This window comes from Candidatus Pseudomonas phytovorans, assembly GCA_029202525.1.
GTDB lineage: Bacteria > Pseudomonadota > Gammaproteobacteria > Pseudomonadales > Pseudomonadaceae > Aquipseudomonas > Aquipseudomonas phytovorans.
In genome coordinates this window covers 2,581,786-2,607,456 of the sequence record CP119325.1, presented here as the reverse complement: position 1 = coordinate 2,607,456, position 25,671 = coordinate 2,581,786, and the positions used below count along the sequence as shown (strand labels likewise).

Genomic DNA, 25,671 nt, shown 5'->3' with positions numbered 1-25,671 from the left:
ACCGGAACCTTTATCTGTTTTATTCGTCGTTCAGTACTAACTCAGCAGCTGAATCTGCCGCCTCACCGAACCAAAACCATCGAGACCGCCATTGCTGAAGTTTCCAGCAATGGTCGGGATCCGATGCCGTATTGGCGTTTACCGCATGCTACTTGGAGACGGGCATTGTGAACTCAGCCCCCTTCTCGATACTCTCCGGCCAGCGCTGCATGATTGATTTTTGCTTGGTGTAGAAACGGACCCCTTCAGAGCCATAGGCATGCATGTCGCCGAACAAGCTCTTTTTCCAACCGCCGAAGCCATGCCATGCCATAGGCACAGGAATCGGTACGTTGATACCCACCATTCCAACCTCGACCCTGCGTCCAAACTCACGGGCGACGTTCCCGTCACGGGTGAAGCAACTGACTCCGTTACCAAATTCGTGATCGTTCACCAGTTTCAGCGCTTCTGTAAAATCCCGAACACGGACACAGGCCAGAACCGGGCCAAAAATTTCCTCACGATAAATGCTCATGTCAGGCGTGACATGGTCGAACAGGGTAGCGCCCAGCCAGAAACCATCACGCAGCTCTGCTTCTTGAGGAGTGAAGTCTCGACCATCCACAAGCAAATGAGCACCGGCTTCCTGACCTTGCTGGATGTAACCATTGATACGCTCCAACGCAGCGCGACTCACGATAGGCCCCATCTCAGCCTTCAAATCACGACCATCAGTGATGCGCAATTCTCGTGCCCTTGCAGCCAGCGCTGTGACTACTTTGTCGGCTACATCACCGACAAGTACCGCCACCGAGATCGCCATGCACCGCTCGCCAGCACTACCATATGCTGCCCCAATCAACGCGTCCACTGTCCGATCGATGTCTGCATCAGGCATAACAACCATGTGGTTTTTTGCACCACCCAAACCCTGCACTCGCTTACCGTTGCGCGCGCCTGCCTCATAAATGTACTGAGCGATTGGCGTTGAGCCGACAAAGCTGACTGCCTTGACATCAGGGTGTTCAATCAAGGCATCAACCGATTCCTTATCGCCCTGGACAACGTTAAATACGCCCTTCGGCAGACCTGCTTCCCTCAGCAGGTCTGCCATGAACAGCGAGGCCGTCGGGTCGGTTGGGCTCGGCTTCAGGATGAAGGTGTTACCCGCAGCAATCGCAACAGGGTACATCCACATAGGAACCATGACTGGGAAGTTGAATGGGGTAACGCCTGCGACAACGCCCAGAGGTTGGCGGAGCGTCCAGTTGTCCATCCCTCGGGAGACTTGATCCGAGTGATCACCCGTCAACAGATTAGGTATGCCGCAAGCAAACTCGAGAATGTCGATGCCTCGCTCAACTTCGCCTTGAGCGTCGGTAAATACCTTCCCGTGCTCAGCGGTGATGATGCGAGCCAGATCGTCTTTGCGCTCCTGCAGCAGATGCAGATAGCGGAACAGCACGCGAGCGCGACGAATGGGGGGCGTTTCACTCCAAGAGGTAAATGCCGCCTTGGCGGCAGCTACGGCTTCCGACACTGTGCCAGCGCTGGCCAAAACCACACGCCCGGTTACCTCGCCCGTCGCCGGGTTGTAGACATCCTGGTAACGGTCGTCACGAGAAACCCGCTCATCGTTGATGTAATGCTCGATAGTATTTTGCACAGCCCTAATCCTCCGCTAGATCAGCTGATTGCTCATCGGTTGTCACTGCAAACCAGCTTTGAAAAACACAATATGCTTTGAATTTGTTCAAATCCAGAGCAATATAAAAAACTCATTGTCCTGATTTTTGAACAATTACATCATGGAAAAATCCGAGATCGATTTTCGCGGACGAGATCCACCTCATACGCCCCTACTCTCCTCATGTTCCTCGCTCCGTTACAACGCTTGTCAGTTTCTTGAGGGAATCCTTAGCGACTGGATTCCGATAGAACTTCAGCGCTGTCTAATGCCCACTCAAGCGTGGGCATCTACCCCTGAGTCAAATTCACCCTAAAACTTGGTAATGAATTTAACACCGGCCACAAATGCATCATCCACTTCACTGACGCCGCCTGGATGCGCGATATACTGCAGGTTCGGCCTTACAGTCAGCCAGTTGGTAACAGCGAAGCCATAGTGAATCTCGGCGTCGTACTCTGTGTCACGAACAGGCAAGAACGCAGGATTATCGTAATCATCGATCCCGGACACCTGGTTCACCAGTTTGGCATGACGTGCAACGTCGTCATTGACATGGATCCTCGCGACACCCATACCAAAATCATCATTTGGCCGAGAATCAAATATTCCCTTATAGGTAAACCCCAGCTGAACGAAGTTATCCACGAGGCTTGTAGCACCATCCATAACGGTGGCGTTGAAGAAAACACTCAGTCCCCGATCAAGACTCCCCGGGCGCGTTGTCAGTTGTTGTTGAGCAACAAACCATGACCCGTGTTTGGAACCATGCGACTTGAAGTCGCCACCCGTCACCGCTTGAGGCTGGCCAGTATCGCCTTCGTACACGTCCTGAGATTTCGCGGAGCTGTAGAAGTAGCCAATTCGATACTCACCAGGCAGACCTGCAACCTTTGGAGACCATACCAGCTCAGCGGGCAGCAACATTCCTTTCCCACCACTACCGCTGAGTTTGAACCCATTACCTGTTTCCAGGTAACTAGGATTTACCTCAAACGCACCAACTTGTGCAAAGAACGATGGCGTCAGGTTATATTTAACGCGCATACCCCACTGGCTCACAGGCCAGTTAAACCAAACATCTCCGGCCCAGTTCGCCATTTGCGGGCCGCAGAAAGCGTTATTCTGGAACTGGCAGGGGAAGGAGTTAAAGTCCTCACCTTCGCCGAAGCGTCCAAACTTAACGTTAAGGGTGTCGTCAAAGAAACCCTTGCTAAGCCACATCTGGGTCAAACGCCAGGTTTGCCCCCTACCGTAGACTTCTTGAGGAGTGCTTAGCATTCCTGCCCTAGGATCGCTAATTCGATCATTAGACAGATTTCGCCCGCTTCGCTCGGTGACGGTGAGCTGAAAAATAGCGTCATCCCAACCTGCTATTTTGCTCAGGTCTAGCCTAGTGCCCAATGCAAGCTGATCAGCGTAGCGTGCAGTGGTATCAGTATTATATCCACCACTGAGATTCGAGGCCGCTTCACCCACGTATTCAATGGTGAAATCGTAACCCTTGTCATACAAATCCTTGCGAAGACCACCCCAATCTCCCAGCGCGTAGTGAGAAGCGTCGAAGGTGTCTACAGCGCAAGCATGCTGCGAGACTACAGCAGCCAGGCCAAGAACGGCAACGCTAAAGCCCGGGCGTGCAACAGCCACCCGCTTAAAAGCAGAATACAACATAGATAGCACTCCTATTTTTTTTATTTTTACACTTTACGAGATCGTATCAATTGAATGAAACGCCCCTTGGCATCACCCCGCTAACGCAGGACAGCCAAAACAAGTCAGGTGCAGTTAAAACTATGTCACGCTTCTAACTGAGAAGAATCAAAACTCAGAACAGCCCAAACTCACCACTGACGAATATCCAAGCCAATCCCTTGCCAGTCGCAACAGGGTCAAACTGATGCGACTGCCTCGACGCTTGCCAGGTTGAAGTATTACCTGATAATTATTTAGCTACTTCATAACCAGCAGCAGCCATCACGCGCAGCAGTTCCGCGTGACCTTTGATCGCCATCTCAAGGGGCGGATTGGTACGAGGATCTTGTTCAGCCTCTACGACAAACCAACCCTGGTACCCTTTGGCGGCCAGGGCTTTTACTATAGTTTCGAAATTCAGGCTACCGTCGCCTGGAACGGTGAAAGCCCCTTTCATTACTGCATCCAAGAAGCTTTCTCGCGAGCGGTTCAAACCGTCGACTACCGAGCTGCGAATATCCTTGGTATGGACGTGCAAGATCCGAGCGTGGTGATTTTCAATTACCCGCATCAGATCACCGCCGGCGAAGAACATATGACCAGCGTCGAAGAGTAGCGGAATCGAGGAATGCTTCATGAAACGGTCGAGCTCAGGTTCAGTCTCGACCACAGCACCCATATGGTGGTGGTAAGCCAACGGCATGCCTTGCTGCGCGCACCAATCGGAGAAATCGGACACCTTACGCCCATAAACCTCCATCTCAGCCTCGGTAATCGTAGGCTTGGAAGCAAGGGGTGCAAACCTTACGCCCTGGATTGACCGCGCTGTCTCACCATAAACCAAACATGGCGCCCCGGCGGCTACGAAAAACTCGAGCTGCTGGGATATTCGATCCTTCTCCGCCTCAAGGTCACCCTCCAGGAGTAAACCAGAGAACCACCCGCCACAAACGGAGATCCCGTGCCGCGAGAGCACAGGCCCCAGCTCGGCCATATTCATAGGGAAACGCCGTCCCGTCTCCATGCCTGTAAATCCAGCTACGGATGCTTGACGCAAGCATTCATCGAGGCTGACATCATCCGAGAGCTCTTCAAGATCGTCGTTCCACCAAGCGATCGGAGCAATTCCAAGTCTGGCTTTCATTTTCAAACACCCAGTCGTTGAGCTGTGCGGATTTTTTCCTGAGCAGCACGTGCTGCCCGGACACTTTGAAACGACGAAATCTCTGGGACACCTACATCCCAATCCGCATCACCAGGCACCCACTTCCACGCATCGGATACGATAGAGATCAGGGTCACACCATTGTTCTGCTGCGCCCACTTCATCGCCTCTTCCAGGCCAGCCAGGTCATCGACATGACGAGCCTTAGCTCCCATGGACTCTGCATGCTTAACGAAATCGACATGCAGCGGGTTTTCGCGGTTTTGAATACGGCAATCCGCTAGGAGGTTGTTGAAGCCCGGAACCCCCTTCGCCTGCTGCAGTCGGTTGATCACGGCGTAACCGCCGTTGTCACAGACGATCACGATCATCTTGTGGCCGGTCAATGCGGCCGAATAGATGTCGGAGTTCATCATCATGTAGGTACCGTCACCGATCATCACAATTGGTGTACCGCCCACGCCACCCGGGCCCTCTTGCGCCATAGCGCAGCCCCAGCCAGCTGCGATTTCATAACCCATGCAAGAGAAGCCAAACTCACAGTCAAACGTGTGAGGGTTTTTCACTCTCCAGCCTTTAGTGACTTCGCCCGGTGTACCGCCAGCGGCTGAGATCAACGTATCTCCCGGGCCAGCTACTTTGTTCAGCACACCCACTACCTGAGCGTAGGAGGGTACTGGAGCATCTGAAATTCGCTGATATTGGTCGAGAAGCGCATTCCACTCGACGAAGAGTGTCTTGGCCTCATCCAGGAGCGCGCTGTCTGCTCGGTACCCACCCAATGCCTCATCGAGATCACCGATACCTTCCAAGGCGTCACCGACTACTGCGTGCGAGCGGTGTTTAATCGCATCGTAGCGAGCTGCGTTGATGGAGATGAATTGCGCATCCTCAGAGAAAGCCGTCCACGATCCGGTAGTGAAATCCTGTAGACGGGTACCGATGGCCAAAATCACATCGGCATCTTTAGCCAAAGCATTTGCTGAAGTAGAACCGACAATACCGATCGGGCCGGCATGCACAGGATGCTCATGAGTAAGCCCACCTTTACCGGCGATCGTTTCCACCACTGGAATCCCACGCTTGAGCGCGAACTCTGCCAGCGCTTCCTCTGCCAGCGAATAGCGCACACCGCCGCCAGATATGATGAGAGGCCGCTTAGCTTTCTTCAGAATTTCTGCTGCAACTGCGATCGACTCACGATCAGCACGGGGCCGAGGGATCTTCCAGACTGTTGGCTCAAAGAATACTTCTGGGTAGTCGTAGGCAATTTCCTGAGTGTCCTGCGCAAGCCCGATAAATGCAGGGCCGCAATTTCCTGGATCAAGCATTGCTGAAACAGCTTGTGGAAGGGACTGCAGGATTTGCTCAGGCAGCACGATCCGGTCCCAATAGCGAACGACCGATTTGAACGCGTCATTTGCAGTTAGCGACGGATCACCGAAATGCTCAACTTGCTGAAGCACTGGATCCGGCAAACGGTTAGCAAAGGTATCCCCCGCCAGAAGAAGAACCGGCAGGCGGTTCGCCATGGCAACACCTGCCGCGGTCACCATGTTCAACGCGCCGGGGCCGATGGAAGTAGCAGCCACCATGATCTGGCGACGTCGCTTGGCTTTCGCAAACCCGATAGCTGCGAGAGCCATCGACTGCTCATTCTGACCGCGCCAAGTGGGCAGCTGATCCTGAACCGTTTCTAGCGCTTCCGACAGGCAGGTCACGTTCCCGTGACCAAAGATGCCAAACAAGCCCGCGAACAGCGGAACCCTCTGCCCTTCGATCTCGGTGTACTGGTTGCAGAGGTAGCGCACCAAGGCCTGGGCAGTGGTCAAGCGCACAGTTTTGCGGGTCATTTGAATTCCTCCATTGGGCCCTGCGTTTGTTGTTATTGGAACACATATTGACAATATGAGCATTTCGCAACGAATATTGCAATCGTATCTTCAAGCGAAAAACGCGAATGCTCGGTTGCTGCCTATGACGAGCCTCAAGACGCATGGAGAGCGTGGTCAGCCACCGGCCCCACGGGTAGGCGACTGATCACTATCCGGTAGCAAGAGGGGTTCCTCGACGAGGAACACACCATCGAAACCAGCGAAGTCGAATAAGAATATGTACGAACAATACGGTCTTTTCATCAGCGGGCGCTGGGTCTCCGGCACCCACTCAGCCGAGGTCATTTCACCTGTTACTGAGCAGCCGCTCGGCAGGGTGCCAATGGCGACCATCAACGAAACCAATTCAGCCCTGGACGCTGCTTACGCTGCACTATTGCCAATGCGAGAAATGGGAGGCTTCGCGCGAGCCGAGGCACTACATAAAGTCGCCAGCGAGATGGCGAGCCGCAGTGAAGAAGCTGCACGAGTTATCACCCTTGAGACTGGCAAACCACTGGCTCAGGCAGCACGTGAATGGGTATTGGCTACTGAGCAATTCCGCTGGTATGCCGAGGAGGCACGCCGCATCTACGGACGCATCGTGGAAAGCCGCGTACCAGGTGGCCGTTTTGAAATTACGCGTGAGCCTGTGGGCATCGTAGGTGCGTTCACGGCATGGAATTTTCCTGCCGCATTGCCTGCTCGAAAGCTCGCCCCTGCACTTGCTGCAGGATGTTCCGTAGTACTTCGGCCCTCCTCCCAAACACCGGGTGTAGCAATGGTAATGGTCGACTGCCTGCGAGCGGCTGGCCTTCCCTCAGGCGCGGTCAACCTACTGGTCGGATCAACTTCAAATACCTACGTACCGATCATGGCTGACACCCGGGTGCGCAAGGTGTCGTTGACAGGATCGACCCGCATTGGGCAGCAGATGATCCGTGACTCCGCCGAAACCGTTAAGAAGGTATCGATGGAACTGGGTGGTAATGCGCCGTTGATCATCTATGACGATGCTGACCTTGAAAGCGCCCTGGATATGACTGTCGCCGCCAAATTCGCCAACTGTGGCCAGGTCTGCGTAACTGCTGACCGAATCTTCGTTCACGATAGCCTCTACGAGGCATTTGTAGACGGTTTTGTGGCTCGTACAGCAAAGATCAAGCTCGGGGACGGCCTGAACTCGGCGTCGACCATGGGCCCTCTTATCAACCGAAACCGCCTGGATGAGATCGAGTCGATCGTCGCTGCCGCCATTGCAGATGGAGCCACTGTCGCTCTGGGCGGTAAACGCCCAGCCAATCTGGATCGCGGCTTCTTTTTCGAACCCACTGTGCTCGTGGACGTGCGCGATGACATGAGAGTTTTCGCGGATGAGAACTTCGGGCCGGTTGCTGCCATTACCCGCTTTACCACCGAGCAAGAAGTGTTGGCCCGGGCCAATGCCTCAAATATGGGCCTGGCGGCATACGCCTTTACCAAATCCCCTGATCGAGCCCGTCGCACAGTGGCTGCACTGAAGGCCGGGATGGTTGGCATCAATAGTTTTGCTTTGGCTGCCGCAGAAGCGCCATTTGGCGGCACCAACTGGTCTGGCATGGGGCGGGAGGGAGGTACAGAGGGGATTGATGACTTCCTGGACACCAAGCTCGCCCAAATCGTCTTCTAAGAGAGGCCTCACATGAAAAAGAATAAATTGCGCCAAATCTGGGCTGATGGTCGGCCAGTACTCCACGGGTGGCTCTCCATGCCATGCAGCTTCAGTGCTGAAATCATGGCTGCGCAGGGTTATGACGCCATTTCAATTGATATCCAGCATGGCGCGGTGGACTACAAAGATGTGCTAGGAATGTTCCAAGCAATGAGGGCATCGGATGCCGTGATAATGGCCCGTGTCCCGTGGCTAGACCCAAGCTGGATCATGAAAGTCCTCGATGCCGGCGCTTACGGGATCATCTGCCCGATGATCAATACCCGTGAGCAGGCAGAACAGTTCGTGCGCTTCATGCGATATCCCCCATTGGGCGAGCGGAGCTTTGGCCCCACTCGAGCCGCCTATCCAGCAGGTGCCAATTATGCGGCAGAAGCGAACGACGAGATCCTCGCTTTCGCGATGATTGAAACCGCAGAAGCCATGGCGAATCTGGAAGAAATCGCATCCACGCCAGGGTTGGACGGTATCTATGTCGGCCCTGCTGACCTCGCCTTCTCACTCTCGAAAGGGGGGCTGACCCCTGCGTTTGATCGTGAGGAGCCGGAAGTCATCGCCGCCATCAAGACGATCCTCGAGGCATGCAAACGCAATGGCAAGAAAGCTGCGCTGCATTGCGGAACTGCTGAATACGCCGCCCGAGCAATTGAATGGGGTTTCGACATGACCACAGTCTCTGGTGACACCCGTCTGCTAGCGGCAGCATCGGCGCAATCCGTATCAACCTGGCGAAATCTGACCGCCGGTGCCACCGAGCAAAAAGCTACGAAGGAGGGATACTGATGCCTCGTCTATTAGTCGCAGGAAAACTCCATCCGTCTGGTGTAGCGCTTCTCAAGGACTATGAAAGCCGTGGAGTTGAAGTTGACTACGTTGAGGAGGTTTCTGAGGCCTCCTACGAGCACTTGATTGCCGAAGCTGACGCTTTGGTCATTAGAACCCAGCCGCTGTCTGCGGCAACCATTGCGAAAGCAAAAAAGCTGAAAGTGGTGTCTCGACACGGCGTAGGCTACGACTCCGTTGATCTTCAGGCGCTCAACGCCAGAGGCATTGGGTTGACGATCGTTGGCGATGTCAACTCTGTTTCTGTTGCAGAACACGCCATTACTCAAATGCTTGCTGCAGCAAAACGTACCATGCTGGCTGACCGCTCTGTTCGACAAATCGGTGAATGGGGTTGGCGGAACGGGTTGGAACAACAGGAAATCTCTCGCAAGAATCTGTTGATCCTCGGCTTCGGCAGGATTGGGCGCCACTTGGCCCGAATGGCATCAGGCTTTGAGATGCAAGTTAAAGCATTTGACCCATACCTTGAGAAGGCCGGGTGGCCAGACGGAGCAGTCACGCCGATTTCGCTGGAAGAGGGTCTTGCCTGGGCTGACTTCATCTCTGTCCATACGCCACGCGGCGATCGCCCAATCCTGGGCGCCAAAGAATTCGCGATCATGAAGCCCGGTGTGATCATTTCGAATACAGCCCGTGGCGGAGTGGTGTGTGAGCGAGCGCTGGCCGAGGCCCTCACCTCTGGCCATGTAGGGGCTGCTGGTGTGGACGTTTTTGATGAGGAGCCACCTGTCAAACGGATACCGTTGTTCAGCCATCAAAACGTAGTCCTGTCGCCGCACATCGCCGGTTTAACTGCGGAATGCGGTGAGCGTATGGCGATTGCCTCCATCAACAACGCAATGGCTTTCCTCTCAGGCACAGTCGATCCCACCCTGGTGGTAAATCGGGAATGCCTAGAGCCGACAAACCAACAGGTGTTAGGCTAAACAGATCTGAACGAGGCTCCCCCCAGGAGCCTCATTCACTTAATCTGATGGAAGAAATTGCAGCGAGCTGAGGAAATACCCTAGCGGCGAAATGGTTTTTCGAGCCCCAGCAGTCGCTGCTGAGCGCCTTTCGGATCGAACCGGATTTGGTGATTTCTATCTGGCGTGGAAGCACCGTAACCGCAAAAATGATAAAAATTTTTAATGGAGATCGACGGACCAGGTTGCATGAATAGCGAAGCGGGCATCGCTCTAGCGCTACTCAGTGAACTGAGCTTGATTCTCCCAGACTAGATACCGCGACCTCGTGAGTAAGCCAATATGCAAAATTTGGATCCACCCAGAGATTACGAAGAGCTGATTCGAGTAATCCATGAGCGCCATGATCAGATGAGCAAAACGTATCAGCTCATCTCCGTCTACCTCACACAGAACCCAAATGAGGTTGCTGTTCAGTCGGTTAACACGATTGCTGAACGCTGCAAGATTCACGCTTCCAACTTCGTACGTTTCGCCCAAGCACTTGGTTATAAAGGTTTCAAAGATCTGCAGACGCTATTCCAACGACGCTTGGAGACAGCTGCACCAGGCTTTGAAGCGAGGCTTAGAGTTCTAAGCAGTGAGCTACAAAACCGCCAAGACACCTCTGAATTTGGTTTCTTGCACGAGCTGGTTCTGAGGGACATGGCCTCGCTCCAGGATATGCTTGAGCGCACTAACCCTGATGACCTATCGAAAGCCGTCGACCTTATTGAGAAGGCGGATACCATCTATTTGATAGGCCAGCTTCGCTCCTCACCAGTTGTTGATTTGCTCAGGTACGTGCTAACCATGCTAGGCAAGCGCTGCTCGTTACTGGATGCAGGGGGTGGGCTTGCGACGCACATTGCCAGGACGATGCGAAAAGAGGACTTGCTCATCGCCGTCTCGTTCCGTTTTTACGCAACAGAGGTCGTGAATGTCGCAGAAGAGGCAAAGGCTGCCGGGGTACCGATCGTGGCAATCTCTGATAGTACGCTATCGCCAATAGCTAAGACAGCTACCGTATTGTTCTCTGTTCCTGAACATGATTATACGTTCTCACGCTCGCTTGCTGCGCCTATGTGCCTGGTGCAGGCCCTCACGATTGCTGTAGCGTCCCGCCTTCAGAAAGCTCCAGAACCAAGAATTCCAACCGTGACGAATGCTTGATTGTGCGTGCCAGGCCTTGCTCGGCCTGGCGCAGTCTCCGCTCCCCTCCTTCGCTATCATCAGCCTCTTTCCCTGTTCCCTCATCGGAAACGATGAAGTCCGCTTTCTGAACTGCCCCTTGTAGTAGGCAAACTCCGTTATCTTGGTCGGTGGTCGGTGGACGAACTTTCTAAACAACCAAAATAAAAAACCCCTACCAGAAAATGAGGCAGGGGTGCGCAATATATGCAAGGCATTCGAAAACTCAAGTTCTGGTTTTGACCCCGGAGGAGCGGCGGCTAGCCAACGTTGTCAGAATCGCTGCAATTATGATTACAGCGCCAGTCGATGCCTGAACATAGAATGAGGGAACCTGGGCAAGAGTAAGGAGGTTATTAATCACCCCGATAAGCAACACTCCGCTGACCACACCCACGATGGTTCCACGCCCTCCGCCGAGGCTCACGCCACCAATCACCGCCGCAGCAAACGCGGAGAAGATAATCCCTTGCCCCTGTGTCGTGACTGCTGAATCCAAGCGACCCGTCATGATGACACCAGCAAGACCGCCGAGCAGCGCCGCAAACACGAAGGCAGACCAGATCATCCTATCAACATTAATCCCCGCAGCCCGAGCGGCCTCTTCATTACCACCTATCGCATACAATGCGCGGCCATAGCGATGGTATTTGAAAATCAGACCAACAACCGTAGCTATGACAATGAATACGACCACTGAAAAGGGCACACCTGCGATTTTTTCTGACCCCAGGAAAGTAAACTCTTTACCGGGAGAGTATATCGATCGGCCGTTGGAAATGATTAATATCCCTCCTCGCAGCAACACCAGCAGCCCCAAGGTTGAGATGAAAGGATTCAATCCTACTTTCACCACCATAAAGCCGTTGAACCAGCCGATCAGCCCTGCAATGCCAAGGGCAACGAACAGCCCAGTCCAACCCGGCAGCTCAAGGCCTAAACCGCCCATCGCTGCGGGTACTAGCGCGACAGCTGCAACCATGGGAGCGAAGCCGACTACACCTTCAAGAGATAGATCAAGACGCCCGATCAGTACCACAAAGGTCAAACCGATCGTAGTGAGACCCAGAACGCTAATCTGCTCCAGAATGTTTACCAAATTCGTTGCGGTCGCAAACCGAGGCGCGACAATGGCACCCACGATTACGAGCAACAGGATCACTGGATACATCGTATATCCATCAGAAACAAATGAGCTCCCGAAAGACGCCCACTTAGAACGATGCGAAGTTGTTTTCGTAGCATCCGATTGGCCAACCATGTCTGTGCTCATATCACACCTTCCATCCGCAAAACCAAATCTTTAATAGTGTAATCGCCGCTTAACTCATCCATCACCTGCCCTTCAAAAACAATCACGACACGGTTGGCAAGCTGCGCGACCTCGTCTTCTTCATCCGATACAATAATTACGCCTAAGCCTTCTTTAGCTAGATTGCGTAGCAATGCATATAGCTGCTCTTTCGCACCTACATCCACGCCCCGCGTCGGGCTCATAGCGATAATGACTTCTGGGTTTCTGCACAAAGCTCTGGCGAAAACCACCTTCTGCTGATTGCCGCCACTCAACTGGCTTACTGGCTGCTCGAGCGAAGCAGCAACAACGTGTGTTTGCTGAGCCAGTTGTTCAACATGGGCAGCCTCTTTGCTCCGATCGATGAATCCAAATCGGTTCGATAGGATGTCCAGGCCCCCTATCACCACGTTCTCGCGGACACCAAGCAACCCGACGTAGCCGCTGACATGTCTGTCCGTCGGAACGAGACCGATTGTTGGCATTCCACCTCGAGGGGACAAAACCTGGCCGCTCGCCGGAATCTGTTGGCCCGCCAGGATCATAGCCAGAGCTTCTTTACCACCACCGACAGGGCCAGCAAGGGCTACAATCTCACCAGCCTTGACTTCAAAGTTAATATCATGAGCGGCACGCTGATCTATTCTAATCTGTTTGGCTTCCAGTAAAGATGGCATATGCGATTTCACATGATCTTCACGGATACTACGTACCGTCTTCTTGCCCATCATAAGATCAGCAATACTTTCAACATCCAGACCCGCAACCGGCTCTCTCGCCTTGACGACCTGCCCATCACGAAGGATAGTTACGGTATCGGCAATTTCGAATATCTCATCCAAATGGTGCGAGATGTAAATAAACGAGACACCTTGCGACTTCAGCGCCTTCACGTGCTCAAAAAGGATCCGTTTTTCAGCATGACTGAGGGCAGCTGTAGGCTCATCGAGAATCATCACAGGCACGCCACGACTGAGAGCCTTAATGATCTCCAAGAGCTGGCGAGTTCCGGCATCGAGTTCAGCCACGAGCGCATCTGCGCGAATATCAATATTCCAACTACTGAGCAATTCCTTCGCGCGTTTGACAGTCCGCTCCTGGCTGACCAAGCCAAACCTTCCACGAACCACCGGATTTTCTAAAAACAAATTCTCAGCCACTGAAAGCAAGTTAAATAGCTGAGGCGTTTGCTGCACATGACCAATCGCCTTACGAATGCTAGCTGAGTAGCACTGGCCATTGGCAGTTACTTTAGTTTCAGCAACTTGGATCGTACCTGTGTCTGCCGGCGTAAAGCCGCTCATGGTCGAGACAAGCGTACTTTTCCCAGCGCCATTTCGCCCCAGTAGCGCATGCACCTCACCGCGCATTACGGTAAAGTCGACACCTCGCAAAGCACGCGTTGAGCCAAAGGTCTTTGTAATGTTCCGCATTTCAACTATCGGACGCGAGGAATTATGAGTGCTCAGTTCCACGATATTAAGCCTCCGTTACGGTTTACTTAGCGAGCATGTTGGCCCACAACGTCGGAGAGTCGACGTTATCAGAAGTAACCAGGGTAGCCTTTAGTTGATACTGAGGCCCTACAGGCGTTTCAACAACCTGACCATCCTCGCGGGGGCCTATTTCGATTTTCCCACCTTTGGAAACCAATTCAATCAGGTCAGCGGTCTTCGTCGCATAAGCATTCAAAGGCTGAGAAATGGTTGCATCCAGAGCTTTGTTTCTAATCAACTGAAGCCCTTGGGGCGTTCCATCAACGGCAATGCGTATAATCGATTCCGGATCACCGACTGGAGCGCCTCTCCCGGAAGCACTTACTTGGGCATTAACAGCCGTGGCCATCAATTCAGAGGCCATAAAAATCCCATTGAGTGCTGGGACTTGAGTAATAACATTCTGTGCAGCATCAGCTGCCATGTCGGCAGTCCAGTCCGTGGGGCGCTGAATCAACTTCACATCAGGCCCAAGTTCCTGTAATTTTTCCGAGAAACCCTTTGACCGATCAAGACCGTTCGGAGTGGTCAGCCCACCTTGCAGCTCCAGGACGGTACAACTCTTCTTCTGCCAGCAGGCGTTTTTCTGCAAGCGACTGATCATTTCTGTGGCCGCCTGCGAACCGGCGTCTACATTATCTGCACGAATTGAGGATGTTACTTTCCCGCCCGAGGGGACATCATCGATAGAAAAGACCATTACATTTTGATTATTCGCCTGCCTTACAACTGGTACAATACCCGCTGCATCGATCGGAGCAAATACAATGGCATTCGCGCCATTCGCCATAAGGTTTTGGAGAGCATCTACCTGGGCCGCTACATCACCATTCGGATCAGGAGCACCCAACAGTGTGAAGCCCTTGGCTTTAAACGCTTTTTTGGAGAGATCCAGCATTAGCGTTTGAAAGTCATCTTTCAGAAATTTTGGTGTGAACCCGACCCGCACCTCCTGGGCTTCGTCTGCAGCGGCTGAGCCGGCGGCCACAGCGAAAAGCAAGGTACTCGCGAGAGCAAAACAATTAACCTTTTTCTTATAAATGGCGATTTTCATATATCCCACTCTTTATTTTTATTAACGGAACAGCTATGAATTGGCATACGCCGATCTTTAGAACAACAGCGCTTTGCTTTAGATGAACATAGTTACCGACGGTTGCAGAGGGCGTGATACCCCGCAGACTTGCGGCTCATTGACGCCAGGCCTTGGACTGTCAATTGCCGGGGCCGTGTACGTAAGTACCCGGCTTCATTCCCTGACCGGTAAGCAAGATAAGTGCCAACCAATCAAACTTCCGAGCGAGTTTTATACCAGGCTTTCTAATTTGTTGACCGCCAAGGGAGAGAGCACGAGTCGATTCACCGGATGATGGCTTCGCAAGCTTAATATTGCCCATTTGCCTACTCCTTATTTTTATTTGAAGCTAGCTTAATTGAGTGGTGCCAAAGCTGTACTCAATTCACTGCTATCGTTTCGGACAAGTCGTAACTGGGAAGAGGTCGTTGCACTGCGCAGACGATTGATCAATGCAACGCCCCCTTAGACTCTATTATGGCGCTTTAATCAGTCAACCTCATGCACGCGAACTAAGCGGCGCTCACGCATAGAGATGTAGGCTGCTTCGGCGAGACGCAGTGCTTGACGACCGTCTTCAAAACTCGCAAGAGGCTTAGCGCCCTTCTCAACACAATCGACGAAGCCATCGATCTCAGCCATGAACGCCTCGTTGTAGCGCTCCAGGAAGAAGAACTGATACGGCTGGCCAGTCTCAACGGTCGTGCTGGTGTAACGACGCAGCTCATGCGGCTTACGGTTGTCAGAGATGAGCATGCCTTTGTTACCCATCAACTCAACACGCTGGTCATAACCATAAACGGCTGCCCGCGAGTTGTTGATGATGCACTGCTTACCTGAGTCGGTACGCAGGATAAACATAGCGGTATCGACTTCATTCAACTCGGCACCGAGTGCTGGGTCGATCAGAGCGTCCGCCAACGCAAAGACTTCTGTCGGCTCCTCACCCAGCATGAAACGCGCCAGGTCAAAGTCGTGAATTGTCATATCACGGAAGAGACCGCCGGCAGCCTCCAGGTAGGCTCGTGGTGGCAGCGCTGGGTCACGTGAAGTGATGATGACCTGATGCAGTTCACCGATCTCACCGTTGAGCATCGCGTCACGAGCTGCGCTGTGGCCCGGGTCGTATCGACGGTTGAAGCCAATTTGAATAGGAAGCTTGGTGTCACCAATCTTAGCGGCGCAAGCGTTGACACGCTCCAAACTCAGATCGATAGGCTTCTCGCAGAGGACTGCCTTACCTGCAGCAATCGCCTGCTCGATGTAGTCCGCGTGAGTGGGGGTCGCCGTCGCGATCAAAACAGCATCAACTTGATCAGAAGAGAAGATCTCCTCTGCCGTGGCAGCCGCTGGTACCCCTTGAGCAAGGGCAACCTTTTCGGCCGACGGGCGATGGACATCGTACACAGCAACAAGCTGAGCACGTGGGTGTTTAGCGACGTTGTCGGCATGCATCTGGCCGATGCGGCCACAGCCCAAAACAGCAATGCGAAGCATAGGTACTCTCCTGCTGTGATGCATCTCTGCATCGTTTTTTTGTTCTTGGTTGCAGCGAAATATGTTGCATCCTTGGGCGGTTGTCAATATAAATTCCATGTCGACAAAAATCGCAATTTCCATTGCAAAAAGAGGACTTTTTGATGAAACGCTTCGAAGGCAAAATCGCGGTAGTGACCGGTGGTACTCAGGGGCTAGGCGCCGCTGTATCCATGCATCTGGCTAAGGAAGGCGCAGCAGGCATCGTGATCTGCGGCCGGGGCACTGAGAAAGGTGAAGCGGTTTCGCGCAAAATCCATGAAGCGACCGGTTGCCAGGTTCGCTTTGTACAGGCTGACCTCGGGAAGGTCGCTGACTGCCGCGCTGTCGTAGAAGCCGCAGACAATGAATTTGGCCGAGTCGACATCCTGGTCAACGCCGCAGGACTGACTGATCGGGGCGACATCCTCACCACAGATGAGGAGTTATTCGATCGTATGTTTGCGATCAACACACGTGCACCCTTCTTCCTGATGCAGGAGTCGATCCGCCGGATGATTCGCGATGGTGTGGAAGGCTCGATCATCAACATCGGTTCGACCTCCGCACTGGCCGGACAGCCCTTCATCTCCCCGTACTGCGCCTCCAAGGGCGCACTGGCGACGCTCACCCGCAACACTGCTTTTGCGGCAATGCGCAACAAAATCCGTGTCAATCAGCTGAACATTGGGTGGATGGCATCCGACGGTGAAGATCGCATACAACGTGAGTACCACGGTGCTGAAGAAAACTGGCTGGAAAAGGCCGCAGCAGCTCAACCGTTTGGCCGCCTCCTTGCTCCGGAAGAGGTAGCCAAAGCAGTAGCATTTTTGGCCTCAGACGAATCGGGCATGATGACCGGCTCTGTAATCAATTTTGATCAATCTGTTTGGGGTGCTTATCAATTCTCCCCACCAACCCCTGAGACAAAGCTCGAGCTGTAATTCTGGGCACTGAACGAACGCTTGGATTGATGCCGATCAGGAATAGGAGCAACGATGATTCGTTGTTCCTAATTCAGTAGCATGACTGCATACAGATATAGATCTCTCTCTGGGTATCGGAATGAGTGCAATCCATGAGCGGCTTGAAATTTAGCCCAGACGCAGAAAAGCCTGGAACCATTCAATGCCATACATGATAGGCACCCAATGGCTCCAGGCTTTTATCTACCGCGGTTACTTAAAGTATGGACTCAAGTGTTCGCTCAGGAAGATACCTTCTGGATCAAGTTCGCGACGAATTTTGCGGAAGTCGTTCACGCGCGGGTAAATGGCAGTGACGTCATCACCCGTCAGGAAGTGCATCTTGCCCCAGTGTGGACGACCGCCGTAGCTACGCAGGATCGCATCTACCCCGCGCAAGAAGTCCCAGTAGTCAGTGCCTGGCTCACCAGACACCGAGACGGTTACGCTGTCCTGCTCGAAGAACGGGCTGATCCATGCGCCATCACCTGCGGTAAAGCGGTACTCAATCGGGTAGATCGCTTCCGGGAACTCCTCAAGCATGAGCTTACGCACAGCCCGAACCGCTTCCTTGCCGAATCGAACGGGGATGGCATATTCCAGTTCATGGAAGTTTGGCAGGTACTCGATCGGGTAAACGTCCGAGCTGTAGGCGATCTTCTCGAACTCACTCTCGAAGTGAGGCTGGTCGGTGATGTCCATCACCTTGACCTCGCAGACGTCCGTCTTCTGCCCAGAAGGCAGAGTCGCTGCGGTGTCAGGAAGGCAATAGCAATGACGGCTCTTCTCGTAAGGGCAATAGAAGAAGCTGAAGTGGCGATGCTTCTGCGCCAGCTCATCGTGCCGCTCCATCAAGCTTTCGAAATCCTCCCGCCAGATGCGCTCGTGCAAGTTGAAGCTATCGGTCACTTGCAGAGTGATTTCCGAGGCGATGCCCAAGACGCCCATCGACACTCGCGATGCCTGGAGCATATCCGGCGTGCTTTCGTCGACCACAATGACCGAGCCGTCTGGTTGAACCAGCTTCAAGCCAACAATCGAGGACGCCAGGTTGCCCAGGTTGATGCCTGTGCCATGGGTACCGGTAGTCAGTGCCCCAGCGATCGACTGGCTGTCAATGTCGCCCTGGTTGATCATGGAAAGCCCAGCGGCCTTGAGGGCCTTACCGAACTCGTTCATGGTAGTGCCGGCGTAGGCGGTCACACGCTTCTTTTCATGATCGATGTGACGAACGCCAGTCATGTTGGCGAGGGTCAGATGAAGCCCGTTGGTAAGTGCAACAGCCGTGAACGAGTGGCCTGAGCCAGCCACACGGACATTCATGCCCTTATTAGCCGCCTCGCGCACCATGGCGCTCAGCTCATCTTCGCTGGCAGGAGCGCCACGTGCTGATCGGATACAGGACTGATTCCCTGCCCAGTTGCGCCAGTGCGCATGATCCATACCGAACTCGTTGATGTGCATGTTGTGCGATGAAGTGCTCATGACGGTCGTCTCCCGCTATTATTTTATAGATCAGATTGCTGTGTAGCCGTTGTCTGCAAACAGGTGAGCCCCGTTTACAAAACTGGCATCGTCACTGGCCAGGAACAAAGCAGCCGTGGCGACCTCCGATGGCTTGCACAGGCGCCCCTGCGCAGCAGCAATTGCGCTTTCGGTCACGTCCACGCCGTATTTATTGAGGGTGTCGATTTCGCGCAGCCCATGAGCGGTTGCAATAAATCCTGGGCAAATGGCGTTGGAACGGATACCTCTGTCTCGGAACTCGACAGCCAAGGCACGTGCGAACATGTGTGTCGCGCCCTTGCTGGTACAGTAGAGAACCTCCATTGGCGTACCGACCACTGCCGAAATGGAGGACGTGCAGACGATGCTGCCGCCACCCGCCGCAAGCATGCCAGGCAAGACAGCCCGGGTTACCAGGAACATGCTCTTCACGTTCACGGCCATGATGCGGTCCCATTCCTCCTCAGTGGTTTCAAGGAAGGGTCCAGCGGCGAGGATCCCCGCATGGTTCATCAGCACCGTGATTGAGCCGAAGGCCTTCTCTACAGCTTGAACAGCTGATTTGACCTGCTGTGCATCCGATACATCTGCTGGAGCGAAAATGGCGTCATACCCTTCGTCCCGCAGCTTCTGGGCAACCTGGGCGCCGTTGCTGCCTGGGAGGTCAACGATACCTACCTGAGCCCCTTCAGCCGCAAACAACTCAGAAGCGGCAAGGCCACAACCACCTGCCCCACCAGTAATCAGGGCGACTTTACCTTTCAAACGTCCACTCATAATTCACTCCGGTTCGCGATAAAAAATCGCAACAAGTAGGATTGTTTTTGTTGGACGGCTGCAGACCCGTGAGCTCAAGGGTGCAATACTTTTGGCGGGGTGACCATATATCAGAAGATATACATGCCTCTCTCATGTCGTCATTGGGCTTTTCGTAGCTGAATGCGACCATTACGGCAGCTGCCACTATGCCTTTAGACATATGTCACGGCGACGAGGTCGTGTTGTAGTGTACCTAAACACGACCTTCTCCTAGCGATACATCTCGAACCTGTGAAAATAATGGGTGGCGATCATCGACACATCATTCGAGGTCGATTAATAGCGAGGCGTGAAGGTTGACCCCGCAAACCACCAAACCACAATTATTTAAGGCATGCACCAAGTCTTTTTTCCGGAGCATTCCCCAAAATTTGTGATACACAATAACAATTAAAAGCTTTGGCAAGCGCTATACCCCGATTAAGTCCTTGCCATAGATAGCGAAGCGAGCCAGTCATGAGCCATTTCGAGAGCATTCTAAAAAACCTAAATCTGGCGCACTCAAACTTAAACTATAAGCCAGGGCTTAGCTTCAAATCCCAGCGAGTCACGTTTATTGTTCGGGAGCACTTCTCGATGATGGCTTTCACAGCGGCGATGGACGTTTTAGTTACCGCAAATCTGATGAGCCATGCACCGAATTTCATCATCCAGGTTGTAGGCGAGACAAACTTTGTGATGAGCGATTTGGGTATTCCTATCCCCGTCCACGAGACCCTCGCCCAGCTTGATGCGGCATCCCAAGACATCGTGCTCGTGTGTGGAGGTTTTCGGGTTCGCTTGAGTGGCGAGCCGTTGCTCCGAGCCAAGCTTCGCGAGGGTGATCAGCATGGCGCAATCCTGGGCGGGCTCTGGAATGGTGCTTACTTTCTTGCTGAAGCTGGGCTGCTGAACGGGTACAACTGCGCCTTCCACCCTGATGGTCGCGCCCTGATCAGTGAAATGTACCCAAAGGTTCGACTTAGCCAGCTGGCTCACGTTGTCGAAGGCCGTCGTATGACCTGCGCTGGCGCCAATAGCGCATTGGACATGATGCTCGATCTGCTTGAGCAGCGGGGAGATAACGCATTGCGCCGTGGGGTTGAGCAAACGCTCGCATGCGACAGATTACTATCTGGTGCCCCTGCCCTGGCATTTGATATCGACCCTAAGCTGCCACGAGGCCTACGCTCTGCAATGGAACTCATGCACTCCAATATCGAGGAGCCACTGAGCATCGAGTATATGGCACGACAAGCAGGTGTTTCGAGACGCCACCTGGAGAGGCTGTTCCGCCGCTATCTGGAAGCAACCCCACCGCGCTATTACCTGGAACTGAGGTTGACCTATGCACGCCAGCTGATCCAGCACACCAGCAAGTCTTTCATGGATGTGGCAGTTGCCAGCGGTTTCATTAGCTACCCGCACTTTTACCGCCGATTCAAGGAGATGTTCTCCGTAACACCGAAGCAGTTTCAAGACCACAGCCGAGGCTGGATCACATCGTGATGAAAGTCTGGCTCCAGGCGGTACTTGATGGCTAAGCCCGAGACTCTACCTGGTGACCGGCTCAATCCACATCCAGCATCACAACGCCTTCCATCCCCAAAACCCCACCCGAGTCGGAGTAGAAACCCTGGCCGCGCTCGACAACGCGACGGGTGAGGCCATCCACACCCACCAAGCGAAAGCGAAGCTCAAAGACTGCCCTAGACTGCAGCGCCTCCTGCACCTTCATCCAAACATTCTCTCGATCATCTGGGTGGATGAGCTCAGCGTAGTCACTGTTGTTCAGCAGCTCCTGGGCAGTCTTACCCGTCAAACCAAGGCACCCGGCACTCACATATTCCATAGTGAAGCGTCTGTCGTTCCGGCAGCGATAGACCATCGCCGGCAACCCGTTGAGCAGGTTCTCCAGGCTGCGATTGCTGGTTCTAAGCGTCAGATCATCCCGAACTGTCTGGCTTACATCAACAAGCGACATGCAGATGTACTCGTCAGACATGCTCGCCGTGATCTGCAGCCAGCGAACATCTCCCGCACTATTGATGAAGCGGAAGATTTCAGGGTCAGCCAGCTTTTGCGACCTTGGCGTTCGCTGCACGAAATATCGCCAAGCGTCGCTATCCTGGGGGTGCACCAGTGCCCCTAGATCTTTCCCGCGCAGCGCCGTTTCCAGCAGCTCCTCCGACCTGAGGTTGCAGACTTTAACGACGCCATTTCGAGTGACCTTCACCAATCCAGCCGGAAAGAGATTGATGCCAGACTCATCGCCATCCGGCGCTTGCGAGAGCGACGTATCACCCATCCGGATTGGAAGCCAGGGCGGGAGAATGCGATCGAGCATGCGCTTCACTTGTGCCCCTCCAGGTTGGAATGGCCATGCACCAGGGCTGCTATTTCTAGACGAGAGCTGACTTCAAGCTTACGCAGCAGATTACCAACATAGATCTTGACCGTTCCCTCGCTGAGTCCCATTTCTCGGGCGATCAACTTGTTGCTCATGCCCCTTGCTATGAGCTCGAGGGTCTGACGCTCTCGCTCTGTCAACGCCTTGAGACCATCCAACGTCAACGTTGCCGTGCTTTCGCTTTGGAAAACCCGTTGGAGATCATCATCAAGCATCAAATCCTTCTGATCTTCATTGCGGAGCAAAGCCAGCATTTTTTCTGCAGAGGTGTCCTTGAGGATGTAGCCGTCTGCCCCTCCTTTCAGGGCAGACAGAAACTCTTGGCGACTCACTGATGCTGTAAGGATTACGACGCTCTCAGCCAGGCCTTCTGCCTTGAGCACACCAAGCGTCTTCAGCCCGTCCATCATGGCCATGTGGAGATCTAGCAAAACGAGGTCAGGCTTGAGCCTACTGGCCATTGCCACACCTTCCACACCGTTCGCCGCCTCGCCTACCACAGTGAAATCGTCCTCATCCATCAGCAGGTTCATGAGCCCCCTGCGGAACAATGGATGATCATCTATCAATAACACTCGTTTCGGCTTGTTCACTTCTGAATTCCCATTGGCAAATTGACAGTCAATGTCGTGCCCTTTCCTGGCGTGGATGCAATGTCCAGTGTCGCACCAATCGTGCGGGCTCGCTCTTGCATGATCATCAGTCCGTAATGGTCATCCTCACCGGGCTGCTCACCGATACCCTTGCCATTGTCCTTGATGGTCACTTCAACACGGTCGTCCAGGCGCAGCAGCGAGACGCTCGCGAACTGGGCATGCGAATGCCTGACGATATTTGCCATGGCCTCGCGGGCGATCTGCAAAATCTGCATGGCAACCTCCTGCGACAGAATCGAGTCGGCAACCCGGTTGTCAAGCTCAAACAGGATCGAGCTACGACGACCATATTCACGCATGGAAGCTTCAAGTGCTTGGCTGAGTGAAGGAGCGTCGAGAGACAATCGCACCCCTGCGATGATTTCACGAACCTGGCGCTGCACCTGCTCAAGGCCTGAGCGAATCTCACGGATGCGTTGAGACTGGTTCAGGGGGTTACCGGCGATGTGCCGCTTCTCAAGGGTTGCAGCCGTAAGGCTCAGGTAGCCCAATTGCTGAGCCACTGAATCATGCAACTCACGGGTCACAGACTCATGATTTCGACGCGTCTCTGCGATTACCCGCAAACGCTCAGCGTATGCCCTGTCGAGGATTGCTACCAGCCGATCAACAATCAGCACGAGAGGTTCGTCTGGAGCCATGGGCGGCGTATGAACCTCCAACTCAAGTGACAAGCCACTTGCGCCGTGAAGCTCGAGCTGATGCCGACGTAAAGAGCCAGTCGAGAGGCCAGACTCTCCTTCAGTAGAAGAGGTAACTACGATGGGAACATCAGAGATGTCACGCGCGTGCAAGGTCAGATGGGCGTGTTCTATCGAGAAAAACAGCGGTAGATCCAAGACCATGGCGCCCAATGGAATGCGCCAATCCGTGTGGCTAAGCAGCTCGAATCCCAACGCTGCGAGCTTGGGGGAAGCAGCCCAGTCTTGAAAGGCCGTAGGTGCAGCACGCCTCTCTCTGGAGGAAGGCAGGAGAGCCTTGCAGTATTTCAGGAACACATTGGTTGTGACCGCTTTGCTCATGCCTAGAAATCCGTCATCTTCCAAGCCGATTTCCGCACATTCGGTACTCCAGCCAGGCTCCCCTGCCGGGGTGCGGGATCCCTCCCGCTGACGCCTCTAGACCGCTGGGGCTCCAAACGCACGCTCGACCGATTCGCTCTCGTTACGTTGATCTTGCTCACCTAGCTGAATGGCCTTGGGTACTGACAACCAGCGAGCCAAAAGAGCGCCGCTTATCCCACCACAGAACTTACCACACAGAATCGCCACGATGAGCGTCGGCTGAAAGTTCGCGGTAAAGGCCAGGTGGTCGCCGATCACCCAAGCGCCGCAGACTGCAAACGCAATACAGAGCACCTTATCCTTAGGGCGCATTATGGCTACCAGGCGGTACATCGCCAAGATGTTGGCCGCAGCAGCCAGCATGCCAGCAGCCCCCTTCGGATCCAGCCCCAAGCGCGCACCGATGGCGCCTATAGGCTTTTCAAGGTATTTGCCGATGGCATAAACCATCGGGAAGGCGCCTGCCAGCATAAGCGCACCGTACCCTGCGATCTCCAAAGCCCGGAACTGGTCTTTCTGGTCAGCGATGATCGGGTCAAATCCCCAATGGCCGAACAGGTAGGTAAAGAAGCCCGTGAAGTATTGAATGATCGACAAGGCCAAGACCATCGTAATGGCCGCGTACATGAGCTTGCCGAAGATGAGGAAGCCCTTGATCATACGATCAGGAAACATCCTAAGCCCCAATGCCAGCACGACGCAGAAGATGATCAGCGGAAACAGATTGCGCAGCACCGTCCCGAGATCCATTGCGAGCTGGTAATTTGCTTCGAAATTACTCCCTATCGTGTCGCGAACCATGGGCTCACCGAGCACCAGTACCAGGCAAGCCATGAGCACGCCGATGGGTATGCTCAACAGGCCTGACATGATGCCAAGCGCCATGTATTTGTGGTCTTTGGGCTGAAGCATCGACAGACCAACAGGGATCGAGAAAATGATGGTTGCCCCGGCCATATAGCCAACAATCATCGCCATGATCCAGTTTTCATGGGTAGCGGCGAGCGCTTGAGCTAACTGGTAGCCGCCCATGTCAACAGCGATGATGGTAGTCGCACCTATCGCCGGATCAGCACCGATCGAAGCGAATATCGGGCCAAAGCTGTTTTCCACAAAATGTGAAAGGTAGGGTTGTGCAGCCATGATACCGGCTACAGGGATGAACGTTGGGCCAATGCAGTGAATACCTTCAATGAACTCCTTGCCCATGCCACTCTGGCTGTCTCGTATAGCCGCTATCGCGCCTATAAAAACGAACGCCATTATCACGTAGGTTACATATATACCTATCTGACCCATTTCTGATTCTCCGCGCTTATAGGCCCCACTCAATGGAAGGCCACTGATTGTTAATTGGCAGATTCAAGAACACAGTAACGAAAGTTATATTTGCTCCCCCTCAGGAAACGCCGCGCCTTGAGGAATGTCAATCGAATACAACGAAAACACACAAAAAATTCCTCATACAAGCGTTCGATTGTTGTCCTGCGTGGATGGAAATGTGGTTTTCACAGTAAAGCCACAGCCTAAAAACATACAGCTGTGACCCCACCAACACGCCACTACGCCTTAAGGCATAGTCACTCGGCCGAGAGAGATATTGTTATCTATAGGGAGAGGATTAGTCTGGAGATCGACTCAAATACAAATAGAAACAGGGTCTTGTCATGAACAACAAAAATAAATGCAGCGTGCTTTCCCCCCACCGCGTTCGCTGGAAGTCAGCGCGCCGCTACGCCTTCCCTATCTAGTTATATGCAACATCCTGCCTACTGATTAGTACACCTCTTGACGGGG

The 25,671-nt window shown here is 53.6% G+C and carries 21 protein-coding genes and 1 pseudogene; 7 read left to right on the top strand and 15 right to left on the bottom strand.

Annotation, left to right across the window (positions count from 1 at the left end):
* Positions 1 to 148: 148 nt before the first annotated feature.
* Entirely contained in the window at positions 149 to 1,648 is a 1,500-nt protein-coding gene (locus tag P0Y58_11465) for a CoA-acylating methylmalonate-semialdehyde dehydrogenase (protein WEK32776.1), read from the bottom strand.
* 164 nt (positions 1,649 to 1,812) lie between these two features.
* Here P0Y58_11465 and P0Y58_11460 point away from each other — a divergent pair.
* Positions 1,813 to 1,920 (top strand): annotated as a pseudogene (locus P0Y58_11460) (LysR family transcriptional regulator).
* A gap of 61 nt (positions 1,921 to 1,981) precedes the next feature.
* Here P0Y58_11460 and P0Y58_11455 read toward each other — a convergent pair.
* From P0Y58_11455 to iolD, 3 genes are all read right to left on the bottom strand, one after another.
* Positions 1,982 to 3,343, bottom strand: coding sequence for a carbohydrate porin (locus P0Y58_11455; GenBank protein ID WEK32775.1), 1,362 nt, complete (start codon positions 3,341 to 3,343; stop codon positions 1,982 to 1,984).
* 271 nt (positions 3,344 to 3,614) lie between these two features.
* Positions 3,615 to 4,508: a myo-inosose-2 dehydratase gene (gene iolE, locus P0Y58_11450; GenBank protein ID WEK32774.1), complete on the bottom strand. Its 894-nt coding sequence runs from the start codon at positions 4,506 to 4,508 to the stop codon at positions 3,615 to 3,617.
* Positions 4,509 to 4,510: 2 nt separating this feature from the next.
* Positions 4,511 to 6,382, bottom strand: a complete 1,872-nt coding sequence (iolD, locus tag P0Y58_11445; protein WEK32773.1) for a 3D-(3,5/4)-trihydroxycyclohexane-1,2-dione acylhydrolase (decyclizing) — start codon at positions 6,380 to 6,382, stop codon at positions 4,511 to 4,513.
* Positions 6,383 to 6,641: 259 nt separating this feature from the next.
* On the opposite strand from iolD, the gene P0Y58_11440 reads away from it, so the two are divergent.
* From P0Y58_11440 to P0Y58_11425, 4 genes are all read left to right on the top strand, one after another.
* Positions 6,642 to 8,072 (top strand): NAD-dependent succinate-semialdehyde dehydrogenase, encoded by a 1,431-nt coding sequence (locus P0Y58_11440; GenBank protein WEK32772.1) that lies wholly within the window; start codon positions 6,642 to 6,644, stop codon positions 8,070 to 8,072.
* A gap of 12 nt (positions 8,073 to 8,084) precedes the next feature.
* Entirely contained in the window at positions 8,085 to 8,897 is an 813-nt protein-coding gene (locus P0Y58_11435; GenBank protein WEK32771.1) for an aldolase/citrate lyase family protein, read from the top strand.
* On the top strand, positions 8,897 to 9,886 hold the full coding sequence (locus P0Y58_11430; protein WEK32770.1) for a hydroxyacid dehydrogenase: 990 nt from the start codon (positions 8,897 to 8,899) through the stop codon (positions 9,884 to 9,886). The genes P0Y58_11435 and P0Y58_11430 overlap by 1 nt, the downstream gene beginning before the upstream one ends.
* Positions 9,887 to 10,207: 321 nt before the next feature.
* On the top strand, positions 10,208 to 11,077 hold the full coding sequence (locus tag P0Y58_11425) for a MurR/RpiR family transcriptional regulator (GenBank protein WEK32769.1): 870 nt from the start codon (positions 10,208 to 10,210) through the stop codon (positions 11,075 to 11,077).
* A 244-nt stretch (positions 11,078 to 11,321) separates the two neighbouring features.
* Here P0Y58_11425 and P0Y58_11420 read toward each other — a convergent pair whose 3' ends face one another.
* The 5 genes from P0Y58_11420 to iolG all read right to left on the bottom strand — a co-directional run bounded on the left by P0Y58_11420 (position 11,322) and on the right by iolG (position 16,580).
* Complete coding sequence (locus tag P0Y58_11420) at positions 11,322 to 12,266, bottom strand: ABC transporter permease (GenBank protein ID WEK32768.1); 945 nt, start codon at positions 12,264 to 12,266, stop codon at positions 11,322 to 11,324.
* Positions 12,267 to 12,364: 98 nt separating this feature from the next.
* Positions 12,365 to 13,864 carry a sugar ABC transporter ATP-binding protein gene (locus P0Y58_11415; GenBank protein WEK32767.1) on the bottom strand — a complete coding sequence of 500 codons (1,500 nt, stop codon included), beginning with the start codon at positions 13,862 to 13,864 and terminating at the stop codon, positions 12,365 to 12,367.
* A 22-nt stretch (positions 13,865 to 13,886) separates the two neighbouring features.
* Positions 13,887 to 14,939, bottom strand: coding sequence for a sugar ABC transporter substrate-binding protein (locus P0Y58_11410; GenBank protein WEK32766.1), 1,053 nt, complete (start codon positions 14,937 to 14,939; stop codon positions 13,887 to 13,889).
* Positions 14,940 to 15,099: 160 nt separating this feature from the next.
* Complete coding sequence (locus P0Y58_11405) at positions 15,100 to 15,282, bottom strand: hypothetical protein (GenBank protein WEK32765.1); 183 nt, start codon at positions 15,280 to 15,282, stop codon at positions 15,100 to 15,102.
* Between the two features lie 167 nt (positions 15,283 to 15,449).
* Positions 15,450 to 16,580: an inositol 2-dehydrogenase gene (iolG, locus tag P0Y58_11400; GenBank protein ID WEK32764.1), complete on the bottom strand. Its 1,131-nt coding sequence runs from the start codon at positions 16,578 to 16,580 to the stop codon at positions 15,450 to 15,452.
* A 20-nt stretch (positions 16,581 to 16,600) separates the two neighbouring features.
* On the opposite strand from iolG, the gene P0Y58_11395 reads away from it, so the two are divergent.
* Positions 16,601 to 17,419: an SDR family oxidoreductase gene (locus P0Y58_11395; GenBank protein ID WEK32763.1), complete on the top strand. Its 819-nt coding sequence runs from the start codon at positions 16,601 to 16,603 to the stop codon at positions 17,417 to 17,419.
* A gap of 234 nt (positions 17,420 to 17,653) precedes the next feature.
* Here the strand turns inward: P0Y58_11395 and P0Y58_11390 are convergent, their stop codons facing one another.
* Both P0Y58_11390 and P0Y58_11385 read right to left on the bottom strand, forming a co-directional pair.
* Entirely contained in the window at positions 17,654 to 18,925 is a 1,272-nt protein-coding gene (locus tag P0Y58_11390; GenBank protein WEK32762.1) for a D-arabinono-1,4-lactone oxidase, read from the bottom strand.
* A gap of 30 nt (positions 18,926 to 18,955) precedes the next feature.
* Complete coding sequence (locus tag P0Y58_11385; GenBank protein WEK32761.1) at positions 18,956 to 19,723, bottom strand: SDR family NAD(P)-dependent oxidoreductase; 768 nt, start codon at positions 19,721 to 19,723, stop codon at positions 18,956 to 18,958.
* Between the two features lie 498 nt (positions 19,724 to 20,221).
* Between P0Y58_11385 and P0Y58_11380 the strand changes: the two genes are divergently transcribed.
* Positions 20,222 to 21,253 carry a helix-turn-helix domain-containing protein gene (locus P0Y58_11380; protein WEK32760.1) on the top strand — a complete coding sequence of 344 codons (1,032 nt, stop codon included), beginning with the start codon at positions 20,222 to 20,224 and terminating at the stop codon, positions 21,251 to 21,253.
* A gap of 61 nt (positions 21,254 to 21,314) precedes the next feature.
* Here the strand turns inward: P0Y58_11380 and P0Y58_11375 are convergent, their stop codons facing one another.
* The 4 genes from P0Y58_11375 to eutH form a co-directional block, all read right to left on the bottom strand.
* On the bottom strand, positions 21,315 to 22,091 hold the full coding sequence (locus P0Y58_11375) for a PAS domain-containing protein (protein ID WEK33313.1): 777 nt from the start codon (positions 22,089 to 22,091) through the stop codon (positions 21,315 to 21,317).
* Positions 22,092 to 22,096: 5 nt separating this feature from the next.
* A complete protein-coding gene (locus P0Y58_11370; protein WEK33312.1) occupies positions 22,097 to 22,729 on the bottom strand; it encodes a response regulator in 633 nt (210 codons plus the stop codon).
* Positions 22,730 to 22,743: 14 nt separating this feature from the next.
* Complete coding sequence (locus P0Y58_11365; GenBank protein WEK32759.1) at positions 22,744 to 23,832, bottom strand: histidine kinase; 1,089 nt, start codon at positions 23,830 to 23,832, stop codon at positions 22,744 to 22,746.
* Positions 23,833 to 23,928: 96 nt separating this feature from the next.
* A complete protein-coding gene (eutH, locus tag P0Y58_11360) occupies positions 23,929 to 25,173 on the bottom strand; it encodes an ethanolamine utilization protein EutH (GenBank protein ID WEK32758.1) in 1,245 nt (414 codons plus the stop codon).
* Positions 25,174 to 25,671: the final 498 nt, after the last annotated feature.

Bases quoted from the DNA above. Each gene is read 5' to 3' on its own strand.
- P0Y58_11420 (WEK32768.1), bottom strand. From the start codon at position 12,266: ATGTATCCAGTGATCCTGTTGCTCGTAATCGTGGGTGCCATTGTCGCG.
- eutH (WEK32758.1), bottom strand. From the start codon at position 25,173: ATGGGTCAGATAGGTATATATGTAACCTACGTGATAATGGCGTTCGTT.
- P0Y58_11385 (WEK32761.1), bottom strand. From the start codon at position 19,723: ATGAGTGGACGTTTGAAAGGTAAAGTCGCCCTGATTACTGGTGGGGCA.
- P0Y58_11380 (WEK32760.1), top strand. From the start codon at position 20,222: ATGAGCCATTTCGAGAGCATTCTAAAAAACCTAAATCTGGCGCACTCA.
- P0Y58_11405 (WEK32765.1), bottom strand. From the start codon at position 15,282: ATGGGCAATATTAAGCTTGCGAAGCCATCATCCGGTGAATCGACTCGT.
- P0Y58_11410 (WEK32766.1), bottom strand. From the start codon at position 14,939: ATGAAAATCGCCATTTATAAGAAAAAGGTTAATTGTTTTGCTCTCGCG.
- P0Y58_11390 (WEK32762.1), bottom strand. From the start codon at position 18,925: ATGAGCACTTCATCGCACAACATGCACATCAACGAGTTCGGTATGGAT.
- P0Y58_11365 (WEK32759.1), bottom strand. From the start codon at position 23,832: ATGAGCAAAGCGGTCACAACCAATGTGTTCCTGAAATACTGCAAGGCT.
- P0Y58_11395 (WEK32763.1), top strand. From the start codon at position 16,601: ATGAAACGCTTCGAAGGCAAAATCGCGGTAGTGACCGGTGGTACTCAG.
- P0Y58_11455 (WEK32775.1), bottom strand. From the start codon at position 3,343: ATGTTGTATTCTGCTTTTAAGCGGGTGGCTGTTGCACGCCCGGGCTTT.
- P0Y58_11435 (WEK32771.1), top strand. From the start codon at position 8,085: ATGAAAAAGAATAAATTGCGCCAAATCTGGGCTGATGGTCGGCCAGTA.
- iolD (WEK32773.1), bottom strand. From the start codon at position 6,382: ATGACCCGCAAAACTGTGCGCTTGACCACTGCCCAGGCCTTGGTGCGC.
- iolE (WEK32774.1), bottom strand. From the start codon at position 4,508: ATGAAAGCCAGACTTGGAATTGCTCCGATCGCTTGGTGGAACGACGAT.
- iolG (WEK32764.1), bottom strand. From the start codon at position 16,580: ATGGAAATTGCGATTTTTGTCGACATGGAATTTATATTGACAACCGCC.
- P0Y58_11430 (WEK32770.1), top strand. From the start codon at position 8,897: ATGCCTCGTCTATTAGTCGCAGGAAAACTCCATCCGTCTGGTGTAGCG.
- P0Y58_11440 (WEK32772.1), top strand. From the start codon at position 6,642: ATGTACGAACAATACGGTCTTTTCATCAGCGGGCGCTGGGTCTCCGGC.
- P0Y58_11425 (WEK32769.1), top strand. From the start codon at position 10,208: ATGCAAAATTTGGATCCACCCAGAGATTACGAAGAGCTGATTCGAGTA.
- P0Y58_11375 (WEK33313.1), bottom strand. From the start codon at position 22,091: ATGCTCGATCGCATTCTCCCGCCCTGGCTTCCAATCCGGATGGGTGAT.